Annotated in this window: 13 protein-coding genes; 7 read left to right on the top strand and 6 right to left on the bottom strand. The window is 72.8% G+C overall.

The annotated features are described in order from the left end of the window. Positions 1-28: 28 nt before the first annotated feature. Together CHF16_RS26145 and CHF16_RS26140 are read left to right on the top strand one after the other, a co-directional pair. A complete protein-coding gene (locus CHF16_RS26145) occupies positions 29-1759 on the top strand; it encodes an FAD-binding protein (RefSeq protein ID WP_089328793.1) in 1731 nt (576 codons plus the stop codon). 134 nt (positions 1760-1893) lie between these two features. Continuing rightward, a complete protein-coding gene (locus CHF16_RS26140; RefSeq protein ID WP_179271701.1) occupies positions 1894-2340 on the top strand; it encodes a MarR family winged helix-turn-helix transcriptional regulator in 447 nt (148 codons plus the stop codon). Positions 2341-2364: 24 nt separating this feature from the next. Here CHF16_RS26140 and CHF16_RS26135 read toward each other — a convergent pair whose 3' ends face one another. Further along, the gene (locus CHF16_RS26135) at positions 2365-3228 is read right to left on the bottom strand and encodes an LLM class flavin-dependent oxidoreductase (protein WP_089328791.1); all 864 of its coding nucleotides are present in this window, start codon (positions 3226-3228) and stop codon (positions 2365-2367) included. A gap of 251 nt (positions 3229-3479) precedes the next feature. Between CHF16_RS26135 and CHF16_RS26130 the strand changes: the two genes are divergently transcribed. From CHF16_RS26130 to CHF16_RS26120, 3 genes are all read left to right on the top strand, one after another. Beyond that, positions 3480-4976 carry an SAM-dependent methyltransferase gene (locus CHF16_RS26130; protein ID WP_143228122.1) on the top strand — a complete coding sequence of 499 codons (1497 nt, stop codon included), beginning with the start codon at positions 3480-3482 and terminating at the stop codon, positions 4974-4976. A gap of 110 nt (positions 4977-5086) precedes the next feature. Further along, positions 5087-6148 (top strand): LLM class flavin-dependent oxidoreductase, encoded by a 1062-nt coding sequence (locus CHF16_RS26125; RefSeq protein ID WP_089328789.1) that lies wholly within the window; start codon positions 5087-5089, stop codon positions 6146-6148. Next, positions 6145-6834 carry an NAD(P)H-dependent oxidoreductase gene (locus CHF16_RS26120; protein WP_089328788.1) on the top strand — a complete coding sequence of 230 codons (690 nt, stop codon included), beginning with the start codon at positions 6145-6147 and terminating at the stop codon, positions 6832-6834. Before CHF16_RS26125 ends, CHF16_RS26120 begins: the two co-directional genes overlap by 4 nt. Positions 6835-6875: 41 nt before the next feature. Here CHF16_RS26120 and CHF16_RS26115 read toward each other — a convergent pair whose 3' ends face one another. The 5 genes from CHF16_RS26115 to CHF16_RS26095 form a co-directional block, all read right to left on the bottom strand. Next, positions 6876-8087 (bottom strand): hypothetical protein, encoded by a 1212-nt coding sequence (locus CHF16_RS26115; RefSeq protein ID WP_089328787.1) that lies wholly within the window; start codon positions 8085-8087, stop codon positions 6876-6878. Then, positions 8084-8926: a phosphate/phosphite/phosphonate ABC transporter substrate-binding protein gene (locus CHF16_RS26110; protein ID WP_089328786.1), complete on the bottom strand. Its 843-nt coding sequence runs from the start codon at positions 8924-8926 to the stop codon at positions 8084-8086. The genes CHF16_RS26115 and CHF16_RS26110 overlap by 4 nt, the downstream gene beginning before the upstream one ends. Beyond that, positions 8923-10023 carry an acyl-CoA dehydrogenase family protein gene (locus tag CHF16_RS26105; protein ID WP_245869234.1) on the bottom strand — a complete coding sequence of 367 codons (1101 nt, stop codon included), beginning with the start codon at positions 10021-10023 and terminating at the stop codon, positions 8923-8925. The genes CHF16_RS26110 and CHF16_RS26105 overlap by 4 nt, the downstream gene beginning before the upstream one ends. A gap of 269 nt (positions 10024-10292) precedes the next feature. Then, entirely contained in the window at positions 10293-11138 is an 846-nt protein-coding gene (locus tag CHF16_RS26100; RefSeq protein WP_089328784.1) for a M23 family metallopeptidase, read from the bottom strand. 16 nt (positions 11139-11154) lie between these two features. After that, positions 11155-11664: an ArsR/SmtB family transcription factor gene (locus tag CHF16_RS26095; protein ID WP_089328783.1), complete on the bottom strand. Its 510-nt coding sequence runs from the start codon at positions 11662-11664 to the stop codon at positions 11155-11157. A 258-nt stretch (positions 11665-11922) separates the two neighbouring features. Here CHF16_RS26095 and CHF16_RS26090 point away from each other — a divergent pair, with 258 nt between their 5' ends. Together CHF16_RS26090 and CHF16_RS26085 are read left to right on the top strand one after the other, a co-directional pair. Continuing rightward, positions 11923-15138 carry a glycosyl hydrolase 115 family protein gene (locus CHF16_RS26090; protein ID WP_089328782.1) on the top strand — a complete coding sequence of 1072 codons (3216 nt, stop codon included), beginning with the start codon at positions 11923-11925 and terminating at the stop codon, positions 15136-15138. Then, the gene (locus CHF16_RS26085) at positions 15135-16526 is read left to right on the top strand and encodes a glycoside hydrolase family 10 protein (protein WP_089328781.1); all 1392 of its coding nucleotides are present in this window, start codon (positions 15135-15137) and stop codon (positions 16524-16526) included. The genes CHF16_RS26090 and CHF16_RS26085 overlap by 4 nt, the downstream gene beginning before the upstream one ends. The last annotated feature ends 180 nt before the right edge of the window (positions 16527-16706 follow it).

Raw genomic sequence — 16706 nt, 5'->3', positions numbered from 1 at the left:
ACGTTCGTCCGCCCTCGCAGGAGGTCCCTTGTCATCGCTCGAACACCAGCTCTCCACCTCCGTCCTGGTGGTGGGGACCGGTGGGGCAGGGCTTCGAGCGGCCATCGAAGTCGCCGAGGCCGGTGTCGCCGTCATCGCGGTGGGCAGGCGCGCCGCCGGCGACGCCCACACCGTCTTGGCGACGGGCGGGATCAGCGCGGCGCTGGCCACGGCCGACCCGGCCGACACGTGGGAGCAGCATGCGGCGGACACGTTGCAGGAGGCCCGGCTTCTGGCCGACCCGCGCACGGTCCTCGCCATGGCCAGGAACGCCGCGCAGGGCATCAACGACCTGCTGCGCTTCGGCATGCGGTTCGACCGGCAGGAGGACGGGCGGATCGCGCAGCGGTACTCCGGCGCCCACTCCCACCCGCGCACCGCCTACGCGGGCGAGCGGACCGGGCTGGAGATGCAGCGGGTGCTCCGGGCCCGCGCGAGCCGGCTCGCCGTCCCGGTCCTGTCGAGCCTGTACGTCACCCGGCTGCTGGTCGACGACGGGACGGTGTTCGGCGCCTACGGGTTCGACCTCGACGACGGCTCGCGCTACCTCGTGCACGCCGACGCCGTCATCCTCGCGACGGGCGGGCACACCCGCATCTGGCGGCACTCGTCCTCGCGCCGGGACGAGAACACCGGCGACTCCCTGCGGCTGGCCGCCGAGGCCGGTGCCCGGCTGCGCGACGCCGAGCTGGTCCAGTTCCACCCGCTGGGGCTGGTCGAACCGGACGGCTCGCCCGGCGCGCTGGTCGGCGAGGCGGCGCGCGGTGAGGGCGGTGTCCTGCTCAACAACCTCGGTGAGCGGTTCATGGCCCGCTACGACCCCGAGCGGATGGAGCTGTCCGACCGGGACACGGTCGCGCTGGCGTGCTACACGGAGATCAGGCAGGGACGCGGCAGCCAGTCGGGCGGCGTCTGGCTCGACCTGTCCCACCTGCCGGCCGACACCGTCCTGTCCCGGCTGCCGCGGGTCCATGAGACCCTGCTGGACCTGCGGAAGCTCGACGTCACCCGCGATCCGTTCGAGGTCGCGCCGACCGCCCACTTCTCCATGGGCGGCGTCCGGGTGCGGCCCGAGGACGGCGGCACGGACGTCGCCGGGCTGTTCGCGATCGGGGAGGCGGCGAGCGGGCTGCACGGCGCGAACCGGCTGGGCGGCAACGCGCTGACCGAGCTGCTCGTGTCCGGCCGGATCGCCGGACGGGCCGCGGTGGAGTACTCGTCCCGGCTCTCCGGGCAGCGGCGGTCGCGCGGCGCGACCCGTGCCGCGGAGGCCGACGTGAACCGGCTGCTGACCGCCGACGGCGACCACAACGTGCGCGGCCTCCAGCGGTCCGTGCGCCGTCTGATGACCGAGCACGCCGGCGTGGTGCGGGACGGGCCGGGGCTCGCCGCGGGCCTCGCCGGGCTGGACGAGGTCGAGGCGCGGGCGGCGGACGCCGGGGTCCACGTCGACATCGGCGGCTTCCGGGACCTCGCGCACGCCTTCGACCTCAAATCCACCGTCCTCGCCGCCCGCGCGACGCTCGAGTGCGCGCTGGAGCGGCGCGAGACGCGGGGCTCGCACCACCGGTCCGACTACCCCGATCCCGATCCGGAACTGCGCGTCAACTTGGTGTGGTCGCCGAAGGCAGGAGTACGCCGTGAACCCGTTCCCCCGATCCCCACCGACATCGCCGCGTTGATGCACGACGTTTCCGCGGACGGCAAGCTTCTCGAATAGCACCGAATTAGGACGACGCCCTCCAGGGCATTCGCGGATTGGCGGGAATGCCCCCTTCATGCTGCCCGCGTCGTGCCCGTTCGGCGCCGCCCGCGTCATCGGCCGCGAAGGCGGGGGCCGGTACGGTGCCCTTCATGGCGACGGAGAGGCTGCGGCCCCTGGAGGACGAGGCGTGGCGCGGGTTCCTGCTCACCCACGACCGGATCTGGCGTTCGATCCAGGAGGGGCTCGCGCCGCTGAACGTGAGCATGGCCGAGTACAGCGTGCTGGCGCTGCTCGGCGAGGCCGCGCCGGAGCCGATGCGGATGTCGGAGCTGGCCGAGCGGCGGCTGATGTCCACCGGGGGGTTCACCCGGCTCGCCGACCGGCTGGAGAAGCGGGGGCTCATCGAGCGGCGGCGGTCGGCCGCCGACGGCCGCGGCTTCGAGGTGACGCTGACGGACGAGGGGCGCGACCTGCTGCGCAAGGCGTGGCGGCAGCAGTACGGCGACATCCGCAGGCTGTTCCTCGACCGGCTCGGCGAGGACGACCTGCGCGTCCTCGCCGACATCTGGAAGCGGCTCGCCGCCGACCCCGAGTGACCCGGCCCGGGTGACCTCGTCGCGTCAGCGGTCGCGGGCGACGATCTCGCGGACGGCCGGCGCCACCTCCCGGCCGAAGGCCCGGATCTCCGCCGGGTCGTCGCCGGCCAGGATGAAGGTGCCGAACCCGTGCCGCAGGGCCAGCTCGGCGAGCCGCTCGGCCCAGCGGGCGTCGTCGGCGTCCAGCCGCCCGACGTTCAGCAGGCGCCGGATGTCGCGCGGGTCGCGGCCCGCCTCGCGGGCGGCCTCGTCGATGACCGCGTTGCCCTCCGGGATCGCGGCCTCGTCCGGCAGGTAGGCCAGGGTGGGCAGCCAGCCGTCGGCCTTCGCGCCGGTGAGGCGGAGCATCTTCGGCTTGTAGGCGCCGAGCCAGATGCCGATGTCGTGCGCGGGGGCGGGGCCGCGCTTGGCGCCGTCCACCTGGTAGTAGGTCCCGTCGACCTTGAAGCGCGTCCGGTCGCCGGCGTCCCAGACGCCGCGGATGATGTCGATCGCCTCGCTCAGCGCGTCCACGGCCTGGCCCGGTGACAGCCGGCGGCCGCCCATGGCCTCGATGGCGTCCCAGAAGCCGCCGGCGCCGAGGCCCAGCTCGAACCGCCCGCCGGACAGCAGGTCCAGGCTCGCCGCCGCGCGCGCCAGCACCGCCGGCGGGCGCAGCGGCAGGTTCAGCACGTTGCCCGACAGGCGGATGCGGTCGGTCCGCGCGGCCGCGTAGGAGAGCAGCGTCCAGGTGTCGAGGAAGCGCGACTGGTAGGGGTGGTCCTGGAAGGTGGCGAGGTCGAGCCCCGCGTCCTCGGCGGCGCGCACCAGCTCCACCGCCTGCTGCGGCTCGGCGTTGGACGGCGTGATGAACGCCCCGAACTCCAGCTCGTGCCCGTAGTCCGTCATGTTCCGCTCCCCCCGGTCGCCCGATCAAGGTTCTGTCGGCCGCGTCAACGCCCCGGGCCGTTACCGCATTCCGGGACGTGACCGGAGACGGCCACCGCCGGGTCAACTGCCCGGTCACCTCAATTAACGTGCTGAGTCATCCCGAACTCGGACAGCACGGAGGGGTCGTCCCGGTGGAGTTCCGCATCCTTGGCAGTCGGGTCAGAGTCCGGGGCGCGAGAGGCGAGTCCATCGGTGTCTTCCGGCCGCGGGTGCGGCGGCTGCTGGCGGTGCTGCTGGCCGAGGAGGGCCGGCCGGTCCCGGCGCGCGCGCTCGCCGACCGGCTGTGGGACCCGTCCGCCGACATCGACCCGGCCGCCGAGCTGGAGCAGGTCGTCGCCAACGCGCGGCGCGCGCTGCCGGACGGCCTGCTGGCCGCCGAGCGCGGCGGGCTGAAGCTCCGGCTGGACGAGGGCGACCGCCTCGACCTGCGCGAGTTCCGCGGCCTGGCCGCGGACGCGCGGCGCCTGCGCGGCTCCGACCCCGCCGCGGCCGCCGCGAGCTGCCGGCGGGCGCTCGGGCTGTGGTCGGACCAGCCGCTCGGCGACCTTCCGGACACCGCCGCGATGGAGCCGGTCCGCCGGTCGCTGCTCGGCGAGCGCAGCCGGGTCCGCGAGGAGCTGGCCGAGATCCTGCTCGCCGAGGGGGCGCACCGCGAGTTCATCGTCCAGGGACGGTCGTGGGCGGCGCAGGAACCGGTGAACGAGCACCTGATCGGCCTGCTGATGCTCGCGCTCCACCGGGACGGGCGCTCGGCCGAGGCGCTGCGCCTCCACGAGCGGACCGCCGCGCTGCTCGACCCGGCCGGGCCCGGCCCCGGGCTGCGGCGGACGGCCGCGCTGATCGAACGCCGCGACCCGCGGCTGGACTTCCGGCCCCGCACGCCCCGGGCACCGCTGACGCCCGACCGGGCGGCCGGCCTGCACATCGATCCCGGGACGGCCTCGCCCGCCCGGATCTACGACTACTACCTGGGCGGCAAGGACAACTACGAGGTCGACCGGGCGGCCGCCGACGCGATCATGAAGACGGTGCCGGAGGCGCCGGCCGCGGCGCGCGCCAACCGGGACTTCCTCGGCCGGGCGGTCCGGTACCTGGCGGCGCGGGCCGGGATCCGGCAGTTCATCGACGTCGGCGCGGGGCTGCCCACGCAGGGCAACGTGCACGAGATCGTCCACGGCATCGCGCCGGACGGGCACGTGGTCTACGTCGACAACGACCCGGTCGTCCTCATCCACGGCAGGGCCCTGCTGGAGGGGAGCCCGAGCGTCGCGGTCGTCCCCGGAGACCTGCGGCGCCCCGAGGAGTTCATGGCCGACCCCCGGCTCACCGAGCTGATCGACTTCACCGAGCCGGTGGGCCTGCTGCTGGTGGCGGTCCTGCACTTCATCCCGGACGACGACGACCCGGCGGGCCTCGTCGCGCGCCTCGTCGAGCGGCTGCCGTCCGGCAGCCTCGTGGTCGTCTCCCACGGCTACGAGGGCGGGATGGACCCCGGCGACGTCGAGCACGCGCTCGGCGTCCGCCGCACGACGGCCGCGCCGATCTGCTCGCGCGGCCCCGGGGAGGTGGCGGCCCTCCTCCCCGGGCTGGACGTCCTGGACCCCGGCATCGTGTGGATCCCCGAATGGGACCTGCCGCACCCGCCCGCCCCCGGCGCCGACCCTCGGATGAGCCACTTCGTCGGCGGTGTCGCCCGCAAGCCCTGAGCCGCGCCGCGACTCCCACCGGGAGGCCGGGCGACCCGGGAATATCTGCCTGCGCAGATAACTTTCTACCGGACGTGCCGGGACGGCCCCGGTGGAGAGGAGACCGGACGATGGCTTTCGAAATCGGGATCATGACCTTCGGCGAGGTGACGGAGGATCCCGTCACCGGGGCGCTGCCGTCCCCGCGCGAGCGGGTGCGCGAGACGATCGAGCAGGCGCGGGTCGCCGACGAGGCGGGCCTGGACGTGTTCGGCGTCGGCGAGCACCACCGCTCCGACTTCGTCGGGTCGGCGCCGACGATCCTGCTGGCGGCGGCCGCCGAGGCGACCGAGCGCATCCGGCTGACCAGCTCGGTCACCGTGCTCGGCTCGGAGGACCCGGTGCGCGTCTGGGAGCAGTTCGCGACGATCGACCTGCTCTCGGCCGGCCGCGCCGAGATCATCGCGGGCCGCGGCTCGTACACCGAGTCCTTCCCGCTGTTCGGCTACGACCTGCGGGACTACGGCGAGCTGTTCCGCGAGAAGCTCGACCTGCTGCTGCGAATCCGCGAGCAGAACCCGCTCACCTGGTCGGGACGCTTCCGCCCCGCGCTGGTCGACGCCGACATCGCGCCGCGCGCGGACGGCGAGACCATCCCCGTCTGGGTGGGGGTCGGCGGCTCTCCGGCGTCCGCGATCAGCACCGGGCGGCTCGGGCTGCCGATGGCGCTCGCCCTGCTGCTCGGGCCGATGACCTTCCACGAGGAGACCGTCGAGCTGTACCGCGCGTCCGCCGCCGAGGCGGGGCACGACGCCGCCGCGCTCCCGGTCAGCATCAACGTCCACGGCTACGTCGGGCGGACGAGCCAGGAGGCCAGGGACACCATGTACCCCTACTTCGCGAAGGGGATGCTGGAGAACAACCACCAGCGCGGCCGGGGCATGCTGCTGCCGCGGGTGGCGTTCGACGCGCAGGCGTCGCCGCGGGCCGGCCTGCTGGTCGGCAGCCCGCAGGAGGTCATCGACAAGCTGCTCGGCTACCACGAGCTGTACGGCCTGGACCGGGCGATCATCCAGATGGGCTTCGGCGGCATGCCGCAGAAGGAGCACCTGGCGGCGATCGAGCGGCTCGGCACCGAGGTCGCTCCCGTCGTGCGGCGCGAGATCGCCGCCCGGCGGAAGGACGCGGCATGACGACCCAGGCCATCGACGCGCGCACGGAAACGCGGACCGACCTCCGACCCGACGCGCGACCCGACACCCGACCCGACGCGCTGAAGGACACGCGCACGGACGAGCCGGTGGAGGGCAGTGCCGCGCTGCGGGTCGTCGTCGTCAACGGGAGCCCGAGCCGGCCGTCGAAGACGATGGGCCTGGTCGACGCGATCCTCGGCACGCTGCGCGGGATGCTCCCCGTCGAGGTGTCCCGGATCGATGTGTACCGGCTCGGCCCCGGGTTCACCGGGGCCGTCGAGCGGGACGGCGTACCGCCCGACGTCGAGGCCGCGCTCCGGCTCGCCGAGGACGCCGACTTCCTGATCGCGGCGGTGCCGGTGTACCGGGGCTCCTACCCCGGCATGTTCAAGCACTTCTTCGACCTCGTCGACCAGTACGCGCTCGCCGGCAAGCCCGTCCTGCTGGCGGCGACCGGCGGGGGCGACCACCACGCGCTCGTCCTGGAGCACGCGCTGCGGCCGCTGTTCGCGTTCTTCCAGGCGCTGACGGTGCCGGTCGCGGTCTTCGCGTCCGGCGGGGACTTCGACGGCACCACGCTGCTCACGCCCCGCGTCTACGGCCGCATCGAGACGGGCCTCGCCGACGTCGCCGACCTGCTCCGGTCCCGCGCCACCGGAGCGCCGGCGGCGGCCCCACCCGGCTGACCACGCGCCCGGGTCCTCCCGCGATTGACCCGCTCCCAAGGTCACATGAAGTTGCGGGTGTGCAGGCGCGACAGCTCGGCGGCCTCGTCGGCGGGGAAGCCGAGATGGACGAGGCGGCGCCGGCGGCCCTCGTCCATCTCGGCCTTGAGCCGCTGGACCTCGTCGTGACCGCGGCCGATGTCCTCCGGAGCCCAGCCCCCGGCGGCGAGCAGGACCAGGGCGTCGAACACGTCCTGGTTCAGCCCGGAAGTCCGGGCGAGCGCGTCGTGCCGGCGCTCCACGGCGGCGCGGAGCCGGGACCGGAAGGCCGGGTCCAACCCCGACCGGTGGTGCAGGTGCGCCACCCCGAAGGCGACGTGCCGGGCCTCGTCCTGCCGGGCGAGACGTGCGACCTGGCGGGTCACCGGGTCGGGGGCGTGCCGGTCGAGGAACGCCAGCAGGTTCAGGAAGCTGCCCTCCCCCAGCACCGACAGCAGGAACGACGCCAGGGAGAAGTCGGGCTCGGTGAGCAGCGTCGCGAGCGACGCGCGGCCGCTCACCGAGGAGGTGCCCATCTCGCCGCCGCGCAGCAGCGCGCGCCTGGTGAAGACCTCCATGTGCCGGGCTTCGTCCGCCGCCTGCACCGCGAGGAGCTGGACGACCTCGCGGAAGTGCGGGTGGACGCGGCCGAGGAGCCGCGCCGGGACGACCAGCGCCGCCTGCTCGTTCTCCACCAGGAACGTCATGATCTGGACGACCGCGCGCTCGATGCCGGCGGGCAGCTCGAACCGGGCGTCCCAGTCGACGGCGTCGGCCGGGTCCCACTGCGCGGACGCGGCGTGCGCGTAGAGGGACGGCGCCAGGTCGGCCCAGAGCACGTCGCGGTCGGCCAGGTCGAACCCGGGTTCGGGGCCGCCCGGCTCCACCAGGGCGCCGCGCGCCGCGAGCCCCCAGTGGGCCTCCGGCTCCTTCCGCACGCCGCCGGGGCGGGGGTCGCCGGCCCGTTCGGCGCCCGCCCAGCGGTCGAGGTCCGTCCGGCCCCGGACGACGTAGGCGCGGACGGGGCCGTCGGGGTCGTCCGGCCGCCGGACGCGGTGGCCCCGCGACCGGCACCAGCTCTCCAGGTGGAGGGCCAGCGCCGGGTCGTGCCCGATGACGGCGAGTTCCGCGCCCGGCGGCAGGTCGTGCAGGGCGCGCTGCACGAGCAGGTGCGCGCCCCGGTCGAAGCCGAGCCCGCCGAGCCGGACCGCGGGCGTTCCGGCGGACGGGTTCACGGCCGGTAGCCGGCGGCCGTGACCGCGCCCTCCGCGTCGTAGAAGCCGGCCTCGTCGACCGCCCGTTCGAGCGGCGGGTACCCGGTCGTCCGGCCCGGCCGCCAGGCGGTCAGCCCCTCCAGATCGAACAGGGGCCTGACCTCCGGGTCGGCGTAGGACATCGAGAGCAGCAGTTCGCCGAACCGGTCGGCGTCCGGGGCGTCGGCGACCGTGAGGTTGCAGTGGTCGAACGGCGGTGTCCGCGCGATGACGCGGGTGCCGCCGGGCGGCAGCGTGCCCTCCCGCGCGAACAGCAGGTGGTTGCCGTCGATCATGCAGGCCGCCGCGACGCGCCCGGCCATCAGCGCGCGGGCGGCGTCGCGCTCGCCGCCGATGTGGTCGCCGTGCAGGCCGACGCCGGTGTCGAACCGGGTGACGTCCACGTCCTCGCCCGGCCGGACGCCGGAGTCGCGCAGGAACGACGCCGGGATGAGCGTGGCCTGCGGCGAGTCGACCGCGCCGAACGCGACGGACTCGCCCTTGAGGTCGGCGATGTCCCGGTAGGGCGAGTCAGCGCGGACGACGACCACCGAGGTGAGGTCCTGGTCGGTGTCGCGCATGACGAGGGGACGCACGCGGCGGCCCCGCGCGGCCGCCAGCCGGACGGCGCGGACCCACGCGAGCGGCGAGTTCCACGCGCCGTCGATGCGCCCGGCGACGAGATCCTCCACCTGCCGCTCGTAATGGGCGTAGAGGACGAAATCGAAATCGAAATCGCGGCCCCTGAACCAGGAGCGGAAACCGTGCCAGATCGAGACCACTTTGGGGTCGTAGGCGACGGCCCCCAATACGAACGTCATAGCAGGGCCATTCCGAGCGCCGCGCGGCCCACGAAATCGTGGAGTGCCTCGGTGGTGGGCGCCATGACGCGGGCGGCCAGCGAATCGCGGAAAAGGCGTTCGACGCCGAAGTCCCTGCGGAACGCCGATCCGCCGCACAGCCGCATGACGCCGTCGGCGACGTCCGAGGCGGCCTCCGCCGCCACCGCCTTCACCTGCAGGACGCGGAGCGTCGCGTCCTCCCGGCCGGTCTCGACGGCGGTGAGGGTGTCGTCGAGGAAGGCCCGCACCTGGTCGGCGCGGGTGCGCAGGCCCGCGTACCGGGCGCGGTGCGCGGGCTGCTCGGCGAGCGTCCCGCCGAGGTGGTCGAGGCGGGTGCGGCCGAGGTGGTCGGCGGCCCGTGCGACCAGCGCGTCCATGAGGCCGAGCGAGAACGCGGCGTTGAGCACCAGGAAGGTCGGCAGGCCCGTCTGGAGCGCGATGTCGAGGCCGGCGCCGTCCGGGCCGAGCATGGCCTCGCGCGGGACGGGCACCGACTCGGCGGTCACCGGGTTGGAGCCGTTGCCGCGCAGCCCGAGCCCGTCGAACGGGCCGGCGACCTCGACGCCCGGCGCGCCCGCGGGCACCAGCCAGAGGGTCATCGGGCCGTCCGCCTCCAGCGGGCGGCTCGACCAGACGTAGACGTCGGCCTCGCCGGAGGAGGTCACCCAGCTCTTGCGCGCGTCCAGCCGGACCGTGCCGCCGCCGTCCGCGCGGGCGGTGCTCGTCGGCGCCCAGAAATGGCTGCGGGACCCGGCCTCGGAGAAGGCGAGCGTGCAGAGGTGCTCGTCGCGGGCGATGGCGCGGCGCACCTCCGCGGGCCCGTGCGCCTCGATGATCGCCGTGGCCGCGTAGTGCATGAGCAGGACCATCGCGGTCGAGCCGCAGGCGCCGCCGAGCCGCTCGACGACGTGCGCGGCGGCGCGCAGCCCGGCGCCCCGGCCGCCGGCCTCGGCCGCGCTGACCAGCCCGAGCAGGCCCGCCTTCGCGAGCGCGTCGACGCTCGCGCGCGGGAACGCCCCGGTGCGGTCGACCTCGGCCGCCTGCGGGGCGACGGTGGACTCGATGGCTTCCCGCACGGCGTTCGCGTGATCGTAGGGCCCTGCTTCGTCACAGGGCACCGCTCGGTCGTAGGGCATCGACCCCGTCCTCCCCGTTCGCGGCGATTCGCGCCGGCCACCGGAAGGCCGCCGAATTCCCGCGCCATATCCCCGCGGAAATGCTACACGGCCCACGGAAATGCTACACGGCGGGCCGCCGCCATCAAGGTGACACTTTTGGCCCGGCAAAGAGCGGCTATTCTCGCGAAACCTGCTTATTGTCGCGATTGATGGCCGATGCCGAAGGGTCAGCGCGCGGGCTCGGGTTCCGGTGCGGGCACGGTGAAGGGCGCGCGGCCGCCGGGGGCGCCGGTCTCGGTCCGGCCTCCGCTCTCGTACCGGAACGCGAACGGGACGCCCGCGGCGACGAGGGGCCGGGGACGGTCCATCAGGTGGAAGTGCAGGTGCGGCTCGGACGAGTTGCCGGAGTTGCCGACCTCGCCGAGGACGTCGCCGGCTCGGACCCGGTCGCCCTTGGCGACGCGCACGGACCCGCGGCGCAGGTGCGCGAACACCGCGTACACCCCGCCGCCGAGGTCGAGGGTGACGGAGTTGCCGACGATGAACCGTCCGCCCGACAGGGTCAGCAGGGAGAGCACCTGCCGGAACAGCATGCCCTCGACCAGCAGGTAGAGGAGGCCGGGCCAGGAGTTGCGGCTCCAGTGGTCGCGCTGCCGCCCGCTCGCCTGGACGACGACGCCGTCCGCCGGGGCGAGAACCTCCTGGCCGAACGCCGGGAACGTCTCCGGATGGGCCGCGAGCGGCCGGCGGCGCAGCGGGCGCCACGGCTCCGCCGGATCGGGGACGTGCACGAGGTCGATCGCGTACGTCTGGCCCAGCTCGTGCGTGCCGTGGCTCGGCACCTTGTCGGCCGGGCTGTTGACCGGTACCCAGCGGCCGCGGACCGGGGCGTCCACGACGACCGGCTCGCGGTCCGCGCGCCCGCCCGGCACGAAGATCAGCACGAGCCCGGCCGCGATCAGGACGTAGCCCGCGACGGCGAGCCGGCGGTCGCCGTGCAGGAACTCGGTCAGGCTGAGCAGCAGCCCGAGCAGGACCAGCAGGGTGCGGAAGCGGGCGATCGTCCTGAGCATCTTCTTCTCCGATCGGTCAGCGGCGCGCGGCGGCGAGCACGGCGAGCAGCGGCACCACCCGCTCGCCCGGGACGCTGTACTGCCCGCGCGCGGTGGTGCGCAGCCAGCCTGCGGCGGTCAGCCGCCGCAGGTGGTGGTAGAGCTGGCCGGTCGTGCCGAGGCCCTCGTGGGCGGCCAGCTCGGCGGTGGTGCGGGCGCCGTGCAGGATCTCCCGGACCAGCAGCAGCCGCACCGGGTGCGCGAGCGCACCCAGCGCGTCGGCGGCCTGCGCCCAGTCGTCGGCGAGCAGGTCGCCCGCCGAATGCCCCTGCTGCCACTCGTAGTGCTCGCCGGGCGGCAGCGTCACCGAGCCGGTGAACAGCACGGCGCCGGGCTCTTCGGCGCGCTCCTTCAGGCCGCGCAGCGCCCAGAAGGCGTCGCCGGAGTCTGGCTGCGGCTCGGCGGTCCGCGCGGGGCGGCCCTCCATCCGGGCCACGCGCTCCTCCAAGCGGGCGACGCGGTCCGCCAGGCTCTCCTCCTCGGACATGCCCCCAATATTACGTATCTACGTAATTTCTCCAAATCCGTACCTTTCACAGGCCCGGCACAACGCACGCCGGGAGGGGGCGGCAGCGCTTCCGAAAGATTTCGGAAGCATGATCACAATGCCCGGCCGACGCTCGGCCATTCAGGCCATGGAAAGCGTGCGCAAGTGGTTGACGCCTGGTGCCCTTGGGGTTATTTTCCTGTCTGATCTCGAAAAGCTATCGAAAAGTTTCGAGAGCGCTCCCCTAGGAGACCGCCGATGGGCAGATCCCCGCGGACGTGGAAAGTCCTCCTGACCCTGATCCCCGCCGTCGTCGCCTTCACCGCGGTACCCGCCGCCGCGGGCCCGGCCGCCGCCGCCCCGGCGGGCCACAGCCGGACCGGCCCCGCCGACCCGGCGTCCTACATCTCCTTCGGCGACGGGCACGGGCACTTCCCGCTCGTCGAGCACGGCAGGGCCGCCCCACTGCTGGTCAGCGGCGCCGACTTCCCCGGCGTGGTGCGGGTCGCCGGCGACCTCGGGTCGGACATCGAGCGGGTGACCGGCGTGAAGCCGCGGGTAACCACGGTCACCGGAGCGGCTCCGTCCGGGCGGGACGCCGTCATCGTCGGCACGATCGGCCGGAGCCCGCTCATCGACGGCCTCGTCTCGCGCGGGAAGCTCGACGTGCGCGGCATCGCGGGCAAGTGGGAGACCTCCCTCGAACAGGTCGTGGACCACCCGCTGCCGGGGATCCGCCGCGCGTTCGTGATCGCCGGCAGCGACCAGCGCGGGACGATCTACGGCGCCTACGACGTGTCGCGGAACATCGGCGTCTCACCCTGGTACTTCTGGGACGACGTCCCGTCTCCGCACTGCGGGGCGCTGTACGTGAAGCCGGGCCGGCACACGCAGGGCACGCCCGCGGTGAAGTACCGGGGCTTCTTCATCAACGACGAGAACCCGGCGCTGAACCGGTGGGCGCCGAAGTTCTTCGGGCCGGGCAAGGCCCCCGGCTTCCCCAACGGCTTCAACCACGCGTTCTACGCCAAGATCTTCGAGACCATGCTCCGGCTGAAGGCCAACTACCTGTGGCCTGCGGTGTGGGGCCGGGCGTTCGCCGAGGACGACCCGTTGAACCACGCGACCGCGAAGCGGTACGGCGTGGTCATGGGCACCTCGCACGAGGCGCCGATGATGCGCGGCATCGAGGAGTGGAACCGGCACGCGGTCCCGGCGCAGCGCGACGAGGACGGGAACATCGTCGAGCCGGGCCACGACCCGTACGGGGGCACCGGCGAATGGAGCTACCGCCGCAACGCCGGCGCGATCGAGAAGTACTGGAGGGACGGCGTCCGGCGCATGGTCGACGAGGACTTCGAGGGCGTCGTCACCCTCGGCATGCGGGGGAACGGCGACGTCGGCCTCCCGGACGGCGACGGCATCGAGCTGATGCGCGACATCATCGCCAGGGAGCGCGAGATCCTCGGCGAGGTCACCGGCAAGGACCCCACCGCCACCCCGCAGGTGTGGACGCTCTACAAGGAGGTCCAGCGCTACTGGGACCGGGGCCTGCGCGTGCCCGACGACGTCACGGTCGTCTTCACCGACGACAACTGGGGCAACATGCGCAAGATGCCCGACCGGAGCCTGCCGGAGCGCGCGGGCGGGTACGGGCTCTACTACCACTTCGACTACGTGGGCGGCGGCCGCAACTACAAGTGGGTCGACACCGCGCAGCTCGGGAACACGTGGGAGCAGCTCCACCAGTCGTACCAGTACGGCATCCGCGACCTGTGGGTGGCGAACGTCGGCGACATGAAGAGCAACGAGCTGCCGCTCCAGTTCTTCCTGGACTACGCCTGGAACCCCCAGAAGTGGCCAATGGAGAACCTCGGGGAATGGGAGCGGCAGTACGCCGCGCAGAACTTCGGACCGGAGCACGCGGGCGAGATCGCCGAGGTCCTCGACGCGTACGGGAACCTCCAGGCGCTGCGGAAGCCGGAACTGCTCAACCGCCGCATCACCCTCGACCCGGGCAAGGACCTGCCCACCGATTCCGGCGCCGTGGTCTATGACGACCAGCAGACGCCGTTCTACCTGAACCAGTACCGGGAGATGGCGACGCTGACCGAGCGCTGGAAGCAGCTCGCGGCGAAGGCGGAACGGATACGCGAACGCCTGCCGAAGGCGTACCAGGACGCCTACTACCAGCTCGTCCACTACCAGGTGAAGGCCACCGCGAACCTGTACGAGCTGCGGGAGGCGGAATTCACCAACATCCTGTACGCGAGGCAGGGGCGGGCGGCCACCAACGACTACGCCGACCTCGCCGAGGCCCGCTTCGCCGACGACCTGGCGATGGCGAACCACTACAACACCGGGATCGCCGGCGGGAAATGGGACGGCTTCCAGAGCCAGCCGCACATCGGCTACGGCGACGTCGAGCGGTACGGCCCGAACGCGCCCTGGCAGCAGCCGGAACTCGACAATGTGGCGCTGCCGGACGAGATCTTCCCCAAGCTGAAGCGGATCGACGTCCCGGACGGCGCCGACATGGGCGTGGCGATCGACGGCTCCGACGAATGGTGGCCGGACGCGAAGTCCGCAGCCGTCCTGCCGGAGTTCAGCCCCTACCAGAGCGGCCCCGCGCAGTACATCGAGGTGTTCAACCGCGGTTCCGACCCCTTCCAGTACAAGATCACGCCCCGTGAGCCGTGGGTACGCGTCACGCACGACCGCGGGCGGGTCGGCAAGCAGGTCCGCGCCACCGTGTCGGTCGACTGGGCACGCGCACCGAAGGGGACCAGCCGCGTGCCCATCGAGGTCTCCGGGCCGGACGGGCGGACGGTGACCGTCCAGGCCGTCGTGAAGAAGCCGGCGTCGTACCGCGCGCACGGTTTCGTCGAGGCGGGCGGCTACGTCTCGATGAACGCCGACCACTACACCCGCGCGACCGGCACGGCGGCGGCCCGGTGGAAGCGCGTTCCTGGAATCGGCCGGACGGACGCGGGAATGGAACCGTTCCCCGTCACCGCGCCCAGCCAGGAACCCGGCAAGGGCCCGCGCCTCGAATACGACATGACGCTGACGAAGACCGGCCCGGTGAAGGTCTGGGCGTACCTGTCGCCGCGCAACAGCGTCCTTTCCACCGAGGGCCTGAAATCCACCGAGGGCCTGAAATACGCGGTCTCGATCGATGACGGGCGACCGCAGGTCGTGAACGTCACGGCGGAGACCGGCGCCAACGACACCACCATGAACAGGCAGTGGGAGCGGAACACGTCCGACAACGTGAACCGCACCGTCACCACCCACGCCATCACCGGATCGGGGACGCACACCCTGAAGTTCTGGATGGTCGACCCGACCGTGGTCCTGCAGAAGATCGTGGTCGACACCGGAGGACTCAGGACCTCTTATCTCGGGCCCCCGGAAAGCCGGCGGGCCGGGTTTCGCTCAACCCCCGTCCTTCAAGGAGGAACGAAACCATGAGAAAGGCACTCACCGCGGTGCTGGGAGCGGTGCCACTGCTCCTCGCGATGCTGGTGGCCGTCGCGCTCCCCGCGTCGGCGGCCCCGGGCACGCTCGGCGAGGCGGCCGCCGCCAAGGGCCGCGTCTTCGGTACCGCCACCGCCCAGAGCCACATGGGCGAATCCGCCTACGCGACCACCCTCGACCGTGAGTTCAACCAGCTCACCCCCGAGAACGAGATGAAGTGGGACACCACCGAGCCGTCCCGCGACTCGTTCAACTTCAGCGCGGCCGACCAGCTCGTCAGCCACGCCCAGGCGCGGGGCATGGCGATCCGCGGGCACACGCTCGTGTGGCACAACCAGCTTCCGGGCTGGGTCAGCGGCATCTCCAGCCGCGACGACCTGCTGAGCGTCATGCGCAACCACATCGCGCGGGAGGCCGGCCACTTCGCCGGGAAGATCGACTACTGGGACGTGGTGAACGAGGCGTTCGAGGACGGCTCCGGCGCCCGCCGCGACTCGGTGTTCCAGCGGGTCATCGGGGACGGCTACATCGAGGAGGCGTTCCGGGCGGCACGGCAGGCCGACCCGAACGCCAAGCTCTGCTACAACGACTACAACATCGACGGCCAGAACGCCAAGAGCAATGCCGTCTACACCATGGTGCAGGACTTCAAGGCGCGCGGCGTCCCGATCGACTGCGTCGGGCTCCAGGCGCACCTGACGCTGGGCAACGTCCCGTCCGACATGCAGGCCAACATGCAGCGGTTCGCGGCCCTGGGCGTGGACGTCCACATCACCGAGCTGGACATCCGCATGAACACCCCGGCGGACAGCTCCAAGCTCGCCACCCAGGCCAACGACTACAGGAAGGTCGTCTCGGCCTGCCTCGCCGTGTCGCGGTGCAACGTCCTCACGGTGTGGGGCATCACCGACAAGTACTCGTGGGTGCCCGACACGTTCCCCGGTGAGGGCGCGGCCCTGCTCTTCGACGACAACTACAACAAGAAGCCCGCCTACAACGCCGTCCTCGAAGCCCTCGGCGGCAGCTCGGACGGCGACGGCGACGGCGACGGGGATGGAGACGGCGACGGGGACGACGACGGCACCGTCAGCTGCGCCTACACCCGCACCACGCAGTGGAACAACGGCTTCAACGGCCAGGTCACCATCACCGCCGGCAGCGGCTCCGTCAGCTCCTGGACGGTCGTCATGACGCTGAACTCCGGCCAGTCGATCGTCGCCCTGTGGAACGGCACCCCGACCACGAACGGCAACGTCGTCACCGTCAAGCCCGTGGACTGGAACTCCGCCCTCGCCGCGGGCCAGTCGGCGTCGTTCGGCTTCACCGCGAACGCGCCGAGCGGGAACGTCGAGAACCCGTCCATCACGTGCAGCTCCCCCTGATACGGCGCCCCTGATACGGCGCCCTGATACAGCCCCCTGAAATCCCTCCGACTCCGGCACGGCGGCAGCTCCCATGCCGCCGTGCCGGCCCGTTTCCGGACGGTGCGAACCCGTTTCCGGACGGTGCGAACCCGTTTCCGGACGGTGCCAGCCCGTTTCCGGACGAAGGTCTAACCCCGG

The sequence above is a fragment of the Actinomadura meyerae genome (genome assembly GCF_900188445.1).
GTDB lineage: Bacteria > Actinomycetota > Actinomycetes > Streptosporangiales > Streptosporangiaceae > Spirillospora > Spirillospora meyerae.
The sequence above is the reverse complement of the archived record's forward strand: the minus strand, read 5'-3'. Positions and strand labels throughout refer to the sequence as shown.

Coding starts and splice junctions, on each gene's coding strand:
- CHF16_RS26125 (WP_089328789.1), top strand. CDS start 5,087: ATGGCTTTCGAAATCGGGATCATGACCTTCGGCGAGGTGACGGAGGAT.
- CHF16_RS26095 (WP_089328783.1), bottom strand. CDS start 11,664: ATGTCCGAGGAGGAGAGCCTGGCGGACCGCGTCGCCCGCTTGGAGGAG.
- CHF16_RS26120 (WP_089328788.1), top strand. CDS start 6,145: ATGACGACCCAGGCCATCGACGCGCGCACGGAAACGCGGACCGACCTC.
- CHF16_RS26100 (WP_089328784.1), bottom strand. CDS start 11,138: ATGCTCAGGACGATCGCCCGCTTCCGCACCCTGCTGGTCCTGCTCGGG.
- CHF16_RS26085 (WP_089328781.1), top strand. CDS start 15,135: ATGAGAAAGGCACTCACCGCGGTGCTGGGAGCGGTGCCACTGCTCCTC.
- CHF16_RS26135 (WP_089328791.1), bottom strand. CDS start 3,228: ATGACGGACTACGGGCACGAGCTGGAGTTCGGGGCGTTCATCACGCCG.
- CHF16_RS26090 (WP_089328782.1), top strand. CDS start 11,923: ATGGGCAGATCCCCGCGGACGTGGAAAGTCCTCCTGACCCTGATCCCC.
- CHF16_RS26110 (WP_089328786.1), bottom strand. CDS start 8,926: ATGACGTTCGTATTGGGGGCCGTCGCCTACGACCCCAAAGTGGTCTCG.
- CHF16_RS26140 (WP_179271701.1), top strand. CDS start 1,894: ATGGCGACGGAGAGGCTGCGGCCCCTGGAGGACGAGGCGTGGCGCGGG.